Annotated in this window: 17 protein-coding genes; 10 read left to right on the top strand and 7 right to left on the bottom strand. The window is 40.7% G+C overall.

Annotated features, from left to right (window positions below; translation table 11 throughout):
• The first annotated feature begins 119 nt into the window (after positions 1-119).
• Positions 120-1709: an NAD(P)/FAD-dependent oxidoreductase gene (locus tag AC1EK4_RS11255; protein WP_036896440.1), complete on the top strand. Its 1590-nt coding sequence runs from the start codon at positions 120-122 to the stop codon at positions 1707-1709.
• A gap of 215 nt (positions 1710-1924) precedes the next feature.
• On the opposite strand, the gene kdsB is transcribed toward AC1EK4_RS11255, so the two are convergent.
• Complete coding sequence (gene kdsB, locus AC1EK4_RS11250; protein ID WP_480358299.1) at positions 1925-2674, bottom strand: 3-deoxy-manno-octulosonate cytidylyltransferase; 750 nt, start codon at positions 2672-2674, stop codon at positions 1925-1927.
• A gap of 142 nt (positions 2675-2816) precedes the next feature.
• Between kdsB and AC1EK4_RS11245 the strand changes: the two genes are divergently transcribed.
• Genes AC1EK4_RS11245 through AC1EK4_RS11230 form a run of 4 tightly spaced genes read left to right on the top strand, consistent with a single transcriptional unit; the run spans position 2817 to position 7627 of the window.
• Positions 2817-3929, top strand: coding sequence for a phosphatidylinositol-4-phosphate 5-kinase (locus AC1EK4_RS11245; protein ID WP_480358297.1), 1113 nt, complete (start codon positions 2817-2819; stop codon positions 3927-3929).
• A 6-nt stretch (positions 3930-3935) separates the two neighbouring features.
• Complete coding sequence (locus tag AC1EK4_RS11240) at positions 3936-4385, top strand: NanQ anomerase/TabA/YiaL family protein (protein ID WP_480358295.1); 450 nt, start codon at positions 3936-3938, stop codon at positions 4383-4385.
• 23 nt (positions 4386-4408) lie between these two features.
• On the top strand, positions 4409-6466 hold the full coding sequence (locus AC1EK4_RS11235; protein WP_062435698.1) for an alpha amylase C-terminal domain-containing protein: 2058 nt from the start codon (positions 4409-4411) through the stop codon (positions 6464-6466).
• A 3-nt stretch (positions 6467-6469) separates the two neighbouring features.
• Positions 6470-7627: a DUF6057 family protein gene (locus tag AC1EK4_RS11230; protein ID WP_480358293.1), complete on the top strand. Its 1158-nt coding sequence runs from the start codon at positions 6470-6472 to the stop codon at positions 7625-7627.
• Positions 7628-7639: 12 nt separating this feature from the next.
• Here the strand turns inward: AC1EK4_RS11230 and AC1EK4_RS11225 are convergent, their stop codons facing one another.
• The 6 genes from AC1EK4_RS11225 to AC1EK4_RS11200 are packed head-to-tail and all read right to left on the bottom strand — an operon-like array spanning position 7640 to position 12284.
• Entirely contained in the window at positions 7640-8119 is a 480-nt protein-coding gene (locus AC1EK4_RS11225; protein ID WP_480358292.1) for a hypothetical protein, read from the bottom strand.
• 11 nt (positions 8120-8130) lie between these two features.
• Entirely contained in the window at positions 8131-9615 is a 1485-nt protein-coding gene (locus tag AC1EK4_RS11220) for an ATP-binding cassette domain-containing protein (protein ID WP_480358291.1), read from the bottom strand.
• 8 nt (positions 9616-9623) lie between these two features.
• Positions 9624-10199, bottom strand: a complete 576-nt coding sequence (ruvC, locus tag AC1EK4_RS11215) for a crossover junction endodeoxyribonuclease RuvC (RefSeq protein ID WP_082721780.1) — start codon at positions 10197-10199, stop codon at positions 9624-9626.
• Positions 10200-10209: 10 nt separating this feature from the next.
• A complete protein-coding gene (locus tag AC1EK4_RS11210) occupies positions 10210-10851 on the bottom strand; it encodes an MBL fold metallo-hydrolase (protein ID WP_036896425.1) in 642 nt (213 codons plus the stop codon).
• A gap of 1 nt (position 10852) precedes the next feature.
• Positions 10853-11479 carry a 16S rRNA (guanine(527)-N(7))-methyltransferase RsmG gene (rsmG, locus tag AC1EK4_RS11205; protein WP_062435707.1) on the bottom strand — a complete coding sequence of 209 codons (627 nt, stop codon included), beginning with the start codon at positions 11477-11479 and terminating at the stop codon, positions 10853-10855.
• 7 nt (positions 11480-11486) lie between these two features.
• On the bottom strand, positions 11487-12284 hold the full coding sequence (locus AC1EK4_RS11200) for an RsiV family protein (RefSeq protein ID WP_052052759.1): 798 nt from the start codon (positions 12282-12284) through the stop codon (positions 11487-11489).
• A 65-nt stretch (positions 12285-12349) separates the two neighbouring features.
• Between AC1EK4_RS11200 and AC1EK4_RS11195 the strand changes: the two genes are divergently transcribed.
• From AC1EK4_RS11195 to cdd, 5 genes are all read left to right on the top strand, one after another.
• Entirely contained in the window at positions 12350-13024 is a 675-nt protein-coding gene (locus AC1EK4_RS11195; protein ID WP_036896421.1) for an HAD family hydrolase, read from the top strand.
• 173 nt (positions 13025-13197) lie between these two features.
• Complete coding sequence (panB, locus tag AC1EK4_RS11190) at positions 13198-14016, top strand: 3-methyl-2-oxobutanoate hydroxymethyltransferase (RefSeq protein ID WP_480358287.1); 819 nt, start codon at positions 13198-13200, stop codon at positions 14014-14016.
• Between the two features lie 22 nt (positions 14017-14038).
• The gene (locus tag AC1EK4_RS11185; protein ID WP_036896416.1) at positions 14039-15223 is read left to right on the top strand and encodes an MFS transporter; all 1185 of its coding nucleotides are present in this window, start codon (positions 14039-14041) and stop codon (positions 15221-15223) included.
• Between the two features lie 78 nt (positions 15224-15301).
• Positions 15302-16669, top strand: coding sequence for a right-handed parallel beta-helix repeat-containing protein (locus AC1EK4_RS11180; protein ID WP_231725676.1), 1368 nt, complete (start codon positions 15302-15304; stop codon positions 16667-16669).
• Positions 16670-16693: 24 nt separating this feature from the next.
• A complete protein-coding gene (gene cdd / locus AC1EK4_RS11175; protein WP_036896411.1) occupies positions 16694-17164 on the top strand; it encodes a cytidine deaminase in 471 nt (156 codons plus the stop codon).
• Positions 17165-17418 lie beyond the last annotated feature (254 nt).

The raw sequence follows: 17418 nt of genomic DNA, 5'->3' as shown, positions 1-17418 counted from the left end.
CTCGCTACGCTTCGAGAACGTCTGCATCTCTCGGCGAGGCCTACTCTTTTATTGCACTTCGTTTTGGAACTTGCATAAAATGTTGTCTTTATTGTGGGATAAATGTTATCTTTGCAACTATGATTCAAGAATACCAAATAAGGGTTTTACCCCAAGTAGCATACAATGTTGAGAGTGTAAAACAGTTTGTTGCGCAAGACAAAGGACTGGACGCACGGACCATTCAGCATATTCGTATCTTAAAGAAGAGTATAGATGCTCGTCAGCGTACCATTTATGTGAATCTTAAAATACGCGTATATATTAATGAAATGCCGCAGGATGATAGCTACATTCATACAGAATATCCCGATGTGACGGGCAAACCGGCTGTGATAGTGGTTGGAGAAGGTCCCGGAGGGCTATTTGCTTCGCTTCGATTAATAGAACTTGGATTCCGTCCTATCGTCTTGGAACGTGGGAAGGATGTTAGAGAACGCAAGAAAGACCTTTCACAAATCACGCGTACCCATCAGATAGATGGCGAGAGTAATTACTGTTTTGGCGAAGGTGGAGCTGGTGCATATAGTGATGGAAAACTCTATACGCGTAGCAAGAAGCGTGGTTCTGTCGACAAAATATTGAATGTCTTTTGTCAGCACGGTGCCAATACGAGTATTTTGGCCGACGCTCATCCGCATATCGGAACGGACAAATTGCCCCGCGTCATAGAGAATATGAGGAATCAAATTCTTCAAAGTGGAGGCAAAGTACATTTTGAAACCAAGATGGAACGTCTTCTTTTCGATGGTGATACTGTTGTAGGTGTAGAGGCTGTTGAGCTACAGACAGGAGTAGAAAAGGAATTCCGAGGTCCCGTTATTTTGGCTACTGGACACAGTGCTCGTGACGTGTATAACTATCTGTATGATAGTCGTGTAGAGATGGAGGCTAAAGGAATAGCTGTAGGTGTGAGACTAGAGCACCCATCGCAATTGATAGATCAAATACAATACCACAATAAGCAGGGACGAGGTAAATATCTTCCTGCTGCAGAATACTCTTTTGTAACGCAAGTAGCGGGGCGTGGAGTCTATTCTTTCTGTATGTGTCCGGGGGGATTTGTTATCCCTGCGGCTACAGGACCGGAGCAAATAGTGGTCAACGGTATGAGTCCGAGTAATCGAGGTACAGCTTGGAGTAATAGTGGAATGGTGGTAGAATTGCATCCTGAAGATATTGTAAACTCGGAAGAGGATGCGTCTGTACCGGAAGTATTGAAGGTAATGAACTTTCAAAAGCGATTAGAAAAGATGTGTTGGCAGCAAGGTAACATGCGTCAAACGGCTCCGGCTCAGCGTATGGCCGACTTTGTAAACAAGAAATTGAGTTATGATTTACCCAAGAGCAGTTATGCTCCGGGACTCATCAGTAGTCCGTTACATTTTTGGTTGCCCGATATGATTAGTTCTCGTTTGCAAGAAGGCTTCAAAACATTTGGTAAGTATGCTCATGGCTTCTTAACCAATGAGGCTGTATTGATAGCTACTGAGACGCGCACGTCAAGTCCGGTGTGTATTTTGAGAGACCGAGAAACCTTGCAACATGTACGTCTTCGTGGCTTATTCCCGTGTGGTGAGGGTGCCGGTTATGCCGGTGGAATCGTGTCGGCAGGTATAGATGGGGAGCGATGTGCCGAGATGTGTGCGGCTTATATGAATGAATTATAAGGCAATGTTACCGTAATTACGACCTCATGTGGTTTTTAATCATCTGCTGCCAAGGCTCAACAGCATTTCTGTTGAGCCTTGGCAGTTTTACTGTTCGGGCTTTTCAATATTGCTGCTAAGCCTGTGCAGGAAGATGAGTTCATGAGCTTTTTAGTTTATGAGTTTATGGGTTAGGATTCAACATCGTTGAGTCTAGATTTTGAAACTTATGTTTTCTACTCCCTAAACCTAGTTTTGAGGAATGTTTCTGCTTTTTCCAAGTCTTCGGGAGTGTCTATTCCGATTGTCTCAGTGTGCGTAATTCCCACTTTAATGCGGTATCCATTTTGAAGCCAACGTAATTGTTCCAATGATTCGACCTTCTCTAATGATGATTGAGGAAGGGCTGTTATCTCGGTAAGAACGTTGGAGCGGTAGGCGTAGAGTCCGATGTGTTTGAGGAAAGGATAGTGTTGTAGCCACTCGCTAGATTCGATGCCACGAACAAACGGAATAATGCTACGGCTGAAATAGAGTGCGAATCCTTGATTATCGATAACTATTTTAGGTGAATTGGGATTCTCTACACTTGCCATATCTTTAAAGGATATGCCAAGTGTTGCTATCTGTGTGTCGTCATCTTCGAATGCTTGACAAATGGTCGTGAGTTGAGATTTGCTGACAAAGGGCTCGTCTCCTTGGATGTTAACAATTACATCGAATGGCTGATTGATAGTTTGGTAAGCTTCTTCTATGCGATCGGTACCACTCTTATGTGCCGTGGAGGTCATGACGGCTTTGCCTCCGAAAGATACGACGGCTTCGTAAATGCGTTGGTCGTCGGTAGCTACATATACGTCATCTAACACTTTGCTAGCTTGTTCATAAACACGTTGAACGACCGGTTTTCCTCCTAATAGAGCCAAAGGTTTTCCGGGAAATCGACTGGAACCGTAACGAGCGGGGATTAATCCTATAAATCTCATATCAAATTTTGGATAGTTAATAACTAGGCTTACAGCACATTTAACGGCTGAGAATGCAATGCAAAAATAATAAAATTTACTAACTAATTTTGTTGTTATCCAATTATTTCTTAATTTTGGCGTATACTAAATTGTAAAAACATTGAAAAATAAGATATTAACATTATTCCTCTTACTTGTCCCTCTTTCTGGTTTTTCACAGAAGATAACGCTTGGTTCATGTACCACGCATGATGGTGGTACCTATAAAGGGCAGATGGTTTCAGGCCGACCACAAGGTAAAGGAAGTACCGTATTTGGCAATGGCGATACCTATGAAGGTGAATATCTGAAAGGTAAAAGGCAAGGTACCGGTATCTATACCTATGCCGATGGTAAAAAATATGATGGTCAATGGTTTCAAGACCAGCGTCATGGGCGTGGTACCTTTTATTTCCTCAACAATAATAAGTATGTAGGACTGTGGTTTCGAGATAAGCAACAAGGCCATGGAGTGATGTATTATTATAATGGTGATAAGTATGCCGGTGACTGGGTAGAGAATAAACGTCAAGGGAAGGGAAAGTATACGTATTCCAGTGGGGCTTATTACGATGGGCAATGGATGAACGACCAAAAGAGCGGTAAGGGCATCTTTGATTGGGGAGATGGCACTACTTACGATGGACAGTGGGTAGATAACCAGCGTTCTGGGAAAGGAGTAAACAAGTATGCAGACGGTGATGCTTACATAGGACAATGGAAAGACGACATACAAAATGGTCGTGGAATCTATAAATTCCAAAATGGCGACATGTATGAAGGCGACTATGTGCAGGGCGAACGTACTGGTGAAGGAATTTTCAGATACGCTAATGGTGATAAATATACCGGCCATTTCTTTGAAGGAAACAAAGATGGGCAGGGTACTTTGGTGTGGTCGAATGGCGATATATATACCGGACAGTGGAAAGATGACTTGCAAAACGGTATAGGAAAGTTGACTAAGAAGAATGGTGACGTCTTTGAAGGAACTTTCAAGAATGGAGAACTCAATGGAGAAGTGATTATTCACTATGCCAATGGAAGCAAGTTTCGCGGTACATATAAGAAAGGTGTACCCAATGGTATTGCTTTGGAAGAAGATAAAGACGGCAATCGTTTTGAAGGAAGTTATGTAGATGGCCGGCGTGATGGTAAGTTTGTGGAGAAAGATCGGAATGGTCAAATCGTCAAGAAAGGGCGATATGAATTGGGAAGGCGATTTGAAAATTAGCATCAGATGATTATTGATAAACTTGAAAACCTAAAGATGTATACGGCGCTCAATCCTCGTATAGCTTTGGTTTGTAAATTTATAGAAACGCATTCTTTAATTGACTTGCCTGTAGGCAGGCATCTTATAGACGGTGAGAATGTCTATGTGAATATAGATTTGGTGAAAGGTAAGCAGCGGGAAGATACTGTATTGGAATATCACCATAAGATGATGGATATAGCAATACCACTGACTTCGGAAGAAGAATATGGCTATACTCCTATTGCGGAGTTGCCAAGTGTGGATTTTGATGTGCAGAAGGATTTCGCTAAAGTGGAAGGAGTCTCATGTCAGACATTCCTAACTTGTAAACTCGGAAATATGGTTATATGTCTTCCACAAGACGGACATGCACCGGGGATATGTGAGTCTGCAGAATTAAAGAAGGCAATCTTCAAGGTTGCTATGTACTAACTGGAAATTAAAATAAACACGATATGGTAAAGAAGGCAAAAGAAACTGCATTGAAGAAGACGAATACTGCGCCTTCGCACATAGGATTGGTTAAGAATGATTCATACTTGATACCTTATGAAGATGCTATAAGGGGGCGGCATGAACATGCACTATGGAAAATTAACCAATTGACCAGTCAAGGTAAAAAGACACTGAGTGATTTTGCTAATGGATACCAGTATTATGGTTTACATAAGACTTCGAGAGGTTGGGTATTCCGTGAATGGGCACCCAATGCGAAAGAAATCTATTTGGTAGGCGACTTCAATGATTGGCAACGAACAGACCGTTATCGTGCAACCCGTATCTCGGAGACCGGGGATTGGGAACTGAAATTGAGTGCAAAAGCAGTCAAACACGGTGACTTATTCAAGATGTACGTCATCTGGGATGGGGGAGAAGGCGAGCGTATTCCGGCTTGGGCAACACGCGTTGTACAAGATGAAAGGACGAAAATATTTTCTGCTCAGGTGTGGAATCCGGCACTTGCGTATATCTGGAAGAAGCCTAAATTCACTCCACATAAGGACCCATTGCTCATCTATGAATGCCATGTAGGAATGGGTTTGGATGCAGAAAAGGTGGGAACTTATCGTGAGTTTAAGGAACAAGTGCTTCCACGCGTTATCAAAGACGGGTATAACTGTATACAAATGATGGCCGTACAGGAGCATCCATACTATGGAAGTTTCGGTTATCATGTAAGTTCTTTCTTTGCTTCTTCATCCCGGTTTGGTACGCCGGAAGAATTGAAGGAATTAATAGATGAAGCTCATTCGCATGGTGTAGCAGTCATTATGGACTTGGTACATTCTCATGCTGTGAAGAATGAAAAGGAGGGTTTGGGTAATTTAGCAGGCGACCCGAATCAATATTTCTATCCGGGCGACCGTCACGAGCATCCGGCTTGGGACAGCTTATGTTTTGATTATGGGAAGGACAATGTGGTTCATTTCTTGCTTTCCAATTGTAAGTATTGGCTTGAAGAGTTTCATTTCGATGGCTTCCGCTTTGATGGTGTGACCAGCATGTTGTATTATAGTCACGGGCTAGGAGAGGCTTTTACTAACTATGGTGATTATTTCAATGGTCGACAAGACGATAACGCGATATGTTATCTGACCTTAGCCAATAAGTTAATACATGAAGTTAACAAGCACGCGATAACGATAGCTGAGGAAGTTAGTGGCATGCCGGGCTTGGCAGCACGCTTTGAAGATGGTGGTTATGGGTTTGATTACCGCATGGCTATGAATATTCCTGATTTCTGGATAAAGACTATTAAGGAGCTGAAAGATGAGGATTGGAAGCCTAGCTCCATTTTCTGGGAAGTGAGAAATCGTCGTAGTGATGAGAAGACTATTTCTTATTGCGAAAGTCATGACCAAGCTTTGGTAGGTGATAAGACTATTATTTTTCGTTTGATAGATGCTGATATGTATTGGCATTTCAAGAAAGGGGATGAGAATGAAGCCGTTCACCGTGGCATAGCCTTGCATAAAATGATACGCCTTGTGACTGCCGGAGCCATCAATGGTGGCTATCTTAACTTTATGGGAAATGAGTTTGGGCATCCTGAATGGATAGATTTCCCACGAGAAGGAAATGGTTGGAGCCATAAATATGCGCGTAGACAATGGAATCTTGTGGATAATCTAGAATTGGATTATCACTATTTGGGTGACTTTGACAAAGCCATGTTGAAAGTTATTAAGAGTGAGAAGCGATTCAATTTGACGAATGTTCAAGAGATTTGGCACAATGATGGCGACCAAGTATTGGCCTTTATGCGTGGCAATCTATTGTTTGTATTCAATTTCTCTCCGGTCAATTCGTTTACAGATTATGGTTTCTTGGTGCCGACAGGAGGCTATGATGTGGTGTTAGATACGGACGCAAAGGAATTTGGAGGGAATGGATTGAATGATGACTCTATCGTACATCTAACTACTTATGATCCATTGTATGTCAATGAACATAAGGAATGGTTGAAGTTATATTTACCTGCGCGTACTGCATTTGTACTAAAGAAAAATTGATTTATGAGATCTTCTTATACCAATAGCACTGTTATTATTCGAATGGCGTGTGCTATTGTTTTTCTCGTTTTTACATTCTTATACCTTTATAGTTTCCAAGCCGATGTCTTGGCTGTAGCTCAACATGTCTTGTCAAAGGGACAAACGCACTATAATAGAGAGATTGGAGCTACCTTGATTACAACCGTTTTATGGCTGATACAGTTAGGAATCTACTTTTGGACACGATTGGATGGAAAGGTGCATGCACTGACTTATTTCCCATCTTTATTGATATTAACAGTCATTACTGATATAAGTCCAAACATAGATGGTGGTCTTTCTTGGGGTGGTTGGCTTTATGCAATTCTCATTTTAGTGGTTTGCTATGTAGGTTTAGTGTGGTTGGTATTGCAAATACAATTACCTGATACGTTAAAACCATCTCATGGACTATTTTCAAAAGATATGTGGATAAACTTGTTGACGATGGCTTGTATGATATTTCTAGTTGGGTTGTTTGCAAACCATGATGATGTATTCCATTATCGAGTGCAAGCTGAGCAGGCGTTGTTGGATGGTGACTATCAAAAGGCATTGACAATAGGGAAGGGAGAGAATGCTTCTGATTCAAGTCTCACTCTTATTCGTATCACCGCATTGTCCGAAACGAATCAATTAGGAGAAAAGTTATTCGAATATCCTTTGGTTGGTGGAACTATGTCTATGCTACCTAATGGTAGTAGTGTCAAGTTTATGATGTTTCCAGAGAGCCGATTATACAAGTCTCTTGGTGGTTGGTTTAAGCAATATATGCCCCCTTATCGCTACTTCCAATATATGAGTAAGCATCATAAGGTGAACAAGAAGCTTGATGATTATAGGTTGTGTGCTTATCTGATTGATGGTAAGTTAGATTTGTTCGTACAGTCATTGAGACAGCATCATGATTCTTTAACGAATCTGCCTAAACATTATAGAGAGGCTTTGGTATTGTATAATCATTTGCGAAAAAATCCTTTGCTCTCTTATCATAATGATATACTTGATACAGACTTCCAAGATTTTGAGTCCTTACAACATAAAAGTAAGAATCCCTTAGAACGCTATAGCATGCTAAGGGATTCTTATGGGGACACGTATTGGTTCTGGTATTATTACCGAAACCGTATTCCAAACTAGGATGGATGGGGATTATTCAATCCCCAAAGATTCTTTTACATCTCTCAAAGCTTTTACCCAATCGGTATCAAGACTGAACTGTGTTATGTAGTTTGGGTTTAAATAATAGGCCAATACCAATTCTTTGTCCATGTCATTGAAGCGACTATTGTTGATAGAAGCTACTTTGAAGATTTCCTTTACCTCGTCTTTGTCGGTCTTCTTCTCTGCTTTGGTGAGTTTGTCGAGGAACAAATTCACGTATTCATACATGGCATAAGCTTGATAATCAAGCATACGCATGCTGCTATCCGGCATCAGTTCGGCACTCTTGGCAGCCATATAGTTTAGTTCATCAACCTTGAAAGTGGCAATCTTTCGTGTTTCTATGTCCTTTGTTTGGTCATTGGCTACGGCCTCAGACAAACGTTTGATTTCGCTGTACACGTTTTGTGCGCTTACCGAAGTGAATGTAAAGCCAATGAAGGCTAAAATAAATAATACTCTTTTCATATTTCCAAATGTTAGTTTTTCGTCAAATATATATAGTTGTTGATACATGCTGGAAGTTCTTCTTTGTAATGTGTAACCATTATCAGCGTCTTGTTCGGGCGTTTACAGAATGTTTCTATTATATCTTTTACTAATCTTCGATTTCTTAAATCCAAACCATGTAGAGGCTCATCTAGGATGAGTAATTCCGGTTCTTTGACGAAAGCACGTGCCAATAAAACCAATCTTTGTTCTCCACTAGATAGTTTTAAGAAACTTTTATCTTCCAATCCTTTCAGTCCAAAGACACGCATCCAAAATCGACAAACGTCATAATCCTCTGGATTTGGTTTGCTATACAAGCCTACAGAGTCCTTTAACCCGCTGGCAACAATTCGAATGGCAGGCATATCTTTTTGATAAGCGCGATGTAATTCAGGTGAAACATATCCAATATGTTTCTTGATTTGCCATATAGTTTCGCCACTACCACGCGGTTGATCAAACAGTGTGATGTCGCAAGCATAGCTCTGTGGATTATCGGCACACACCAAACTAAGCAGTGTTGACTTTCCCGAACCGTTTTGACCACTTAATGCCCAACACTCACCATTCCTTACTGTCCAGTCCAAATCCTTGAGAATTGTACGTTCACCATATTGTATCTTGACATGGTTCATCCTTACTATCTCTTTGGCATGGTAGACTTTATCTTTTGCAGGCAGATTTAAGATAAGGCTTCGTTTGCTTTCTTCCAATATGTGAGCAGGTACTTCGGCCTGCTGTTTTATAAAGTCAGCAGCGAGACGTTTAGGTTTTACCGTCATATCGCTGACTTCAACGACATGCGTAATAAAGTCTGGAATATCATCGGTTTTACTTAAAACCAAGATAATCAGCAATCCTTCTTCTGTTGCAAGCGTTTTCAAAAGCACCTTTAACTTATCTCTTGTTTCGGCATCCAAGCCTATGAAAGGATTATCCAATATCAGAATTCTAGGATTAGAGAATAGCATTCCGGCTAGTTTAAACTTTCTAAGCTCGCCGCTAGACAGTAAGATGATATACTTATCTAGCAGATTCTCCAGCCCAAACAATTCGTAGATATGCTGTTGTAGTGCTCTATGCTTAGGTGTATCTTCACCGGATAGCAAGAAAGCCTCTTCTAGTTTGCTGCCAACCGTAGGAGTCTCTGTATCTATTTCTTGTTGATTCCATCTTTGTTGAAGGAAATATGTACGGTCATTATCTCCTCCATAGCAATCCCTAAATGTGATGTATTTGATGTTTTCACTAACGAGTTGTTTCTTGCTAGGGGTAAAATCATATTCAGGACTGTGGGTAATGAGTGGATGTTTTCCAATGATAATATCTACCAACATCGACTTCCCGCCACCGTTAGGACCAACGATGGCAATTTGTTCTCCCTTACACATCTCGAAATCAACGGGCTGTGTAAAACGCCATTCCGGCATTCGGGCAATCCCTTGGTGGATAGATATTATCTTATGATTCATATCCTAGTTTAATCGTTATTGCTAACTCGCTGTTGATTCTTTCTAGCAAAGTCTTTCCAACTATTATAGTGTGTAGCGTCGGTTATGGGTGTTCCCATTTGCAAAAAATGACAATAGGCAGCTCCTAAGGCATCGGTGGCATCCATAAACTTTGGCATGTCTTGCTCTTGAATGTGTAAAATCTTCTGTAACATACCTGCCACTTGCTCCTTACTGGCTTGTCCTTGTCCTGTGATAGCCATTTTAATCTTCAGTGGAGCATACTCATGAATCGGCACATCGCGTAGGATTGCAGCTGAAATAGCTACACCTTGAGCACGCCCAAGTTTCAGCATTGATTGTACATTCTTACCAAAAAATGGTGCTTCTATGGCTACTTCATCCGGTAGATATTCGTCTATGATGCCCGTAACTCTCTTAAAAATGGTACCTAGACGCAAGTACATATCACCTATCTTACGCAAGTCGATGACACCCATTGCAATCAATGAAGCCTTGTTAGCTTTCGTTTTCAGCACTCCATATCCCATGATGTTGGTGCCGGGGTCGATACCCAGTATTATTTTTTCAACCCTCTGTTTCAATTTTATAGCTTTATCTGTCCAAATATGGATTCTCGGCTAGTTCCTCTCCAATGGTTGTCGACTCTCCGTGTCCGGGATAAATGCGAGTCTCATCGGGTAACTGACATACCATACGGAGGCTTTGTATAATCTGGAACATGGAGCCTCCAAGATCTGTTCTCCCTATAGAGCGACGGAACAGCGTGTCTCCTGAAAAAGCCAAGTTTTCTTTTTGGCAATAGTAAAATACCCCACCGGCCGTGTGACCGGGAGTCGGTATAATAGTCAATCGGTGGTTACCGAATGCTATTGTATCCTCATCGTGCAGATATTTCCCGACAGGTGGAAGTGTGTAGTCCAGTGTTACACCTACAAAAGACTTTACCTGAGCGTCTAGTTGCTGCATATTTGTCTCTTCGTTGGCGTGCGCTTCAACTTTCAACCCAAACTCGTCATAAATGGTATTGTTGCCGAAGTTATGATCAATGTGGCCATGTGTGGCCAGTAAATGGACAGGAGTGAGCTGTTCATTTTTGATATATTGTACGATGGCTTGACGCTCTTCAGGATAGTATGCACCGCAATCAATGATGACACATTGGCGTGTCTCATCGCTCACAACGTAGCAATTCTCCTGAATCATATTGCATACAAATTTCTTGATGTTCAGCATATTAAATCGGAATATAGATGAGTTTCTTATCTTGTTTGAACCAGTCTTCTTCGAAATAGGTGTCGAGTGAAGTTACTTGTATTTGTTTTTTGAATGGAGCAAGTTCGTTCGTTAGGTCTCCACCTTTCAGACATAACAATCCATTATGCAGCTTATTGCAGTACTCTTTCTTGATATTCTTGCGAATAATGTGCATTAATGATGATAGTTGCATGACTGCTCTGCTCACGATGAAGTCGTATTTCCCATCTTCATCTTCACCTCTTAGGTGCTCGGCTGTAATGTTTTTCAGTCCAATAGCTTGTGCAACTTCTTGAACTACGCGAATCTTCTTACTCGTCCCATCAATGAGTTTGAATTCGCAGTTTGGAAACAGTATAGCCAATGGAATGCCGGGAAAACCTCCGCCGGTACCGAAATCTAGTATCTTGGTTCCATCGTTGAAGGCTATCTTCTTGGCAATAGCTAGACTGTGAAGCACGTGGTGTTCATAGAGATTGTTGATGTCTTTTCGAGAAATCACGTTGATTTTAGCATTCCAATCAGTATACAGAGGCATCAGTTGGCGGAATTGTTCCAACTGCGTCTCAGATAAAATTGGGAAATATTTAGTGATAATATCTATCATGAAATATCTATTTGAGTATTTTTGTTAGTTCTTCGTTGTCAATGGCTACACGTATTTCTCCTTTGTCGTGTGGGGCAATTTCTTCTTGTTCGTACACAAATATAATTTTATCTTTCTTCAAAATGAAATTTTCAGACGGATATATCGGTGTGTAAGCACATATTTTCATTTTTCTCAAGCCGGCTTGGTCACCAGCATGGAATTGCTCAATGAGTTCCTTTTCTATTATTTCGTTCAGCAATGGTTGGTATCCGCTGACAAATAAATCGTCCAAATGGATAAGTTGTCCGGTATTTGCGTTGAAGTTTAGGGCAACTGGTAGGTGTACTTCTAATTCCTTGTTCAGTCGATAATACACATTTGCCGTATATGTAATGATGTTGTTTTTGAAGCTTTCAACCTTTGTTCTGATGTGACATTTGAAATTATAATTATCAGGATTATTGCGGTCTAGCATATACATATCAGAATATGAATCCTTGTAATCGGCAATTAGTAGCGAGGCAATGGTGTCTATACGCTGTTTAAAGGATAGATGATTGTTGTGAGCACTAATGCTTCTATATCCTAACATTGCGGATTGAAGAAGGCTATCGTTGATGATATTGGCTTTTTTACCTTTTGCATACAATATCCTGAATGAAATCGAAATACGAGGCGAGTTGGGCTCTTTCGTCAAGTTATATACTGAATCCACAGTCACACTGTCGAACTCAATATCCTTCAACTTGGAAATGGAATGACCATAATTTCCGCATGAGACTACAAGCAATGCAACCAAAGCTGCTACCAGTAATTTCTTCATAATCGTGGGCAAAATTACATAAAAAGATTGTAACTTTGCATCTAATATTAATAAATAAGGTGAAAATGGAAGAACTCAAAGTCGCGCTCTTCGACTTGGATGGAGTGGTTTTCGATACGGAACCTCAATATACAGAGTTTTGGAGAGGCGAGTGTTTACGTTATCAACCTGATATTCCCAATTTGGAACAAAAGATAAAGGGACAAACTCTTGTCGAAATTTACGATAAGTATTTCGGGCATGTTCGGTCTGAACAGCCACAAATCACTCAACGACTGAATAAATTTGAAACTCAGATGCACTTTGATTATCTGCCCGGTGTGGTCGAATTTATTCTAGATTTACGCAAGCATGGAGTAAAGACTGCCGTAGTAACGAGCAGTAATCGGCCTAAGATGCAGAATGTATATGCGCAGCATAAGGAATTTTTAGACTTGTTTGACCATATTTTTACGAGCGAAGACTTTACGAATGGTAAGCCCCATCCGGAATGTTATTTGCTTGGTGCTCAGCATTTTGGGGCCTCTCCACAAGTTTGTGTAGGTTTAGAAGATAGCTATAATGGGCTGCGTGCGGTATGTTCGGCGCAAATGTTTGTTGTTGGTTTGGCTACGACAAATCCCCAAGAAGCTATCCTTCCGTATGCAGATGTGGTATGGACGGATTATATAAATAAGGGTTTTAAAGAGTTAGTAAGTGCTTTTAAACAGGGTAAGAGTCCACAATCTGCTTCATGTTGAAACGATATGAGTTTGCTGCAAACGTTTGGCAGTCTTGCTGACAAGCCTATGCAGTTTCGCTGCAAAATGGAAGCAGCACTACTGTTAGGGCTTTGCACCAAATTGATAGAAATATAGTTAAAATGGAATACTTACTAGATGAGTGAGTATGAATGTATAAAAGAATATTTAAAATGGGATATTTAACTACAGATAAGAAGAAAGTTACGGTCAAAACATTCATTGAGAAGAAGAATTCCGGTGAAAAGATAGCTATGTTGACTGCTTATGATTATACGACAGCCGGCATTATAGATGCTGCCGGCATTGATGGAATTTTGATAGGAGATTCGGCTTCCAACGTGATGGCAGGAAATGCTGATACGCTCCCGATCACTGTTGATGAAATGATATATCATGCAAAATCGGTGGCCAAAGCAGTTTCGCATGCTTTGGTAATTTGTGATATGCCGATGGGATCGTACCAGATAAGCAAGGAAGAAGCGCTCCGAAATGCTATTAGAATCATGAAGGAGACCGGTGTTGATGCATTGAAAATGGAGGGTGGTATTGAAATTGTTGATACGGTAAAGGCTATTGTCAATGCTGGTATTCCGGTGATGGGGCATCTTGGTCTGACCCCTCAAAGTATCCATCAGTTTGGTGGTTATGGGTTGAGAGCGAAAGAAGAGGCTGAAGCAGAGAAGTTGTTGGCCGATGCTCATGCACTAGAAGAAGCGAGATGCTTTGGTATTACGCTAGAGAAAATACCTGCAGCATTGGCGGCAAAGGTTACTGAATCGGTGGTTTGTGCAACTATTGGAATCGGCGCGGGTAATGCTACTGATGGGCAAATCCTTGTTTATGCAGATGCGCTGGGGTTGACAGAGGAGTTCAAACCAAAGTTCTTGAGACGGTTTGCAGAATTAAGAGGGCAGATGACGGCAGGGGTAGAGGATTATATCAATGCAGTCAAAGAGGTTGATTTTCCAAACGGCAACGAAAGTTATTGATATTTTTGTTAGAGATAATGCAATGGATACGCAAAACTCCCCTATACACATAGGATTATGGCATCGTAGTTTTTGGATGCTGGCATTGGTGGGATTGTTCTTGACCATGTCTGTGTATGTGCAGATGGTGTCGATACCTTATTTGGGTAAAACCTACTTTGCATCTTCTGATATTGTAGGTTTAGCTTTCGGAACTTATGGTATAGGCCTGTTTGCCTTGGGGGCATTTTGCTCTTATTTGGTCAAATCCAGATGTCGACATTTGGTGTGCAAGGAGGCTATTTTGGTAGTAGCGGCTTTGTATGTGTTGATGTGGTTGATGTTTAAGAATGCAGGATTGTTCTCACAGGGGGGACTTGCAGTTGGCATGTTGGCTATGCGTTTCTTGTTGGGAGCATTCTTTGGATTGGCCGAGATGGTTCTTGCAAGTACGTTGGTCATTGATTCTTGCGAGTCGTTCTATCGTACGGAAGCAAATTATTCGGCAGCTTGGCTTCGTCGTTTTGCTTTGTCGTTGGGACCGGTTGTGGGAATGTTGGTGGTGTTTAAATTCAATATTCTTGATACATTTTTGGTTTCGGCTGTATTAGCTGTGCTTGCTTTTGTGTTCCTTTCGGTCGTACATTTTTCTTTTAGAGCCCCGGAAGAAGATGCACATGTTATGAGTTTCGACCGATTTTTCTTGTCGCATGGAGCCATGTTGTTCTTTAATTTCTTATTAACAACTATTGCTGTTGGCTTACTTTTTAGTTTGAGCCATTCGGAAACATTCTATGCTTTATTGATGGGAGGCTTCTTGGTAGCTCTCCTTGCAGAGAAGTTTGCGTTTGCAAATGCCGATTTGAAGAGTGAAAATATTTCAGGTTTTCTTTGTATTGGAGCCTCTATATTGATTATGTATCTTCGTCATGGATTGACACATTTATGGATTTCGGCATTCTTATTAGGCTTAGGTGTTGGTTTAGTAAGTTCGCGTACTTTGTTGTTTCTCATTAAGTTAAGTCGTCATTGTGAACGTGGTACTTCGCAGAGTACGTTCTTTCTGCTGTGGGAAGGAGGATTGGCGGTTGGCTTGTTTGTTAGCTTTTATTTTCTTCAAGCCAGTCGAGAGCAGGTGCTTTTGTTGGCTTTATGTTTGGTGGTATTATCTTTAATCATATACAATTTCTTCACCCATTCTTGGTATGTAAGAAATAAAAACAGGTGATTTTCGTTATTATAAGTGATGAGAACATTTTGTTTTATATTTTTAGTAGCGGTATTCTCGCTTGTATCAGTGTCTTGTATGAACGAAGAATCGTTCACAACTTCACCGAATAAGATGTTAGTCTATTCTGCTGATACGGTATCAATTGATACTGTGTTTTCCAATATACCTTCGTCTACGCGTTCGTTTTGGGTTTATAATCGTTCGGGAGAAGGAATTAAATTGGCCAATGCGAAGTTGGCTGGTGGAAATCAAAACGGTTTTAGAGCAAATATTGACGGAGTATATCTAGGTAAAACAGCGGGTTATCAAGTAAACGACTTGGAGGTTCGTAGTGGAGATAGCCTGCGAGTTTATGTGGAATTTACAGCCCCAACGACCAATCAAGATAAACCACAACTGTGTCAGGATGAACTTGTTTTTAAGTTGGAAAGTGGAGTAGAGCAGAAGGTTCATTTGAAAGCGTGGACTTGGAATGCTTTGAAAATGAATAATCTAGTAGTTAGTGAAGATACCCAATTGGCTTCATCTACACCTATTATAATATATGGTAAGGTAACGATTAGCCGTGGAGCTACGCTTCGCATTGCTGGAGGAACATCTTTGTATTTTCATGATGGTGCCGGAATTGATGTAAAAGGGACACTTGTCTGTGAGGGGAACAAGGATTCTGAAGTTTTGATGCGTGGCGATAGATTGGACAGAGTGTTCGACTATTTGCCTTATGACCGTGTGAGTGGACAGTGGGGTGGGCTACGGTTTTACTCTGAATCTACGAACAATCGACTGCAATATGTCGAATTGCATGGGGCGCATACTGGTGTGCAATGCGATGAGAATTCTGAGTTGACCATTTCTAATTCCACCATACATAATTGTAAAGGCTATGGAGTTACTGCTCAATCGGCTCATTTAAAGATTCATGATAGTCAATTATCGAACAGTTTGAATGATTGTCTGTTTGCGAATGGTGGACGCGTAGAGGTACAAGGTTGCACGATAGCGCAGTTCTATCCTTTTGATTCTGCGCGTGGATATGCTTTGAATATCTCTAATTCGAGTGGTGCGCTTGAGTTATTTACGTGTGATAATAGTTTGATAACAGGTTATGCTAAGGATGTTATTGGAGGTTCTAATAATAAAGCATCGACCTTTAATTATCAATTTTCATCATGCCTTTTGCGCACAGTAGAGCCTACAAGTGAGAATGTCAATCGTTTTTTGAATGTGCAATATGAGAATGTGGATGATACCATCGCTGCAGGAAAGAAGAACTTTATGAAGGTTGACGAACGAAATTTAGTATATGATTTCCGCTTATCATCAGCATCTTTGGCAAATGATAAAGGAGATAAATCCAAATCCTCGTATACTGATAGGACAGGAATACCTAGATTAGAACATCCTGATATTGGAGCTTATGAAAGACAGAGTACAAAAGATTAGAATATAAATAAAGATATAGTTAATATGGAAAATCGTAAAATTGAAATCTCATATAAATATTGTCGGAAAGAAGAATTGGACGCTGTCTATCAAGAATTGATAGATAAAGCTATTGCCGCAACGCAGAATTCGTATGCAGATTACAGTCACTTTTATGTCGGAGCAGCCTTGTTGCTTGATAATGGGGATGTTGTGATAGGGGCAAATCAGGAAAATGTGGCATTTCCTTCTGGTTTGTGTGCTGAACGTACAGCTATCTTTGCTGCCCAAGCTCAACAACCTATGCAGGCAATAAAGGCAATTGCCATTGCGGCACGAAATGATAAGGGAATGCTAGAATCGCCGATAACCCCTTGTGGAGCATGTCGACAAGTGATGTTAGAGATAGAAGAGCGTTATCATTCTGATATGGAAGTATATTTATATGGTACAGATGGAGTTTATATTGTAAACTCTGTAAAGGATCTTTTGCCGTTTGCTTTTGTTAGTTTGTAAGCTGTATATTATGGTTTGTCAATTCTTGCTGTTTTGCGAAAAAGCTTGTCTTTTCCCTTGACTCACATCAATGTTGCACTTAAAATCTCGTTTTTTCGCAAAATATTGGTTTAAATATTTGGTGGTAAGGATAAAAAGCTATAATTTTGCATCCGCTTTCGCTTAATAACGAAGCATATAAGAAATCGTTCTTTGAAAAGATTTACATAAACAGATAAGTAGTACAAGAGTCGACTCTTTACTTGTTTTATATA

The organism is Prevotella sp. C0026C3 (genome assembly GCF_056590795.1).
The sequence above is the reverse complement of the archived record's forward strand: the minus strand, read 5'-3'. Positions and strand labels throughout refer to the sequence as shown.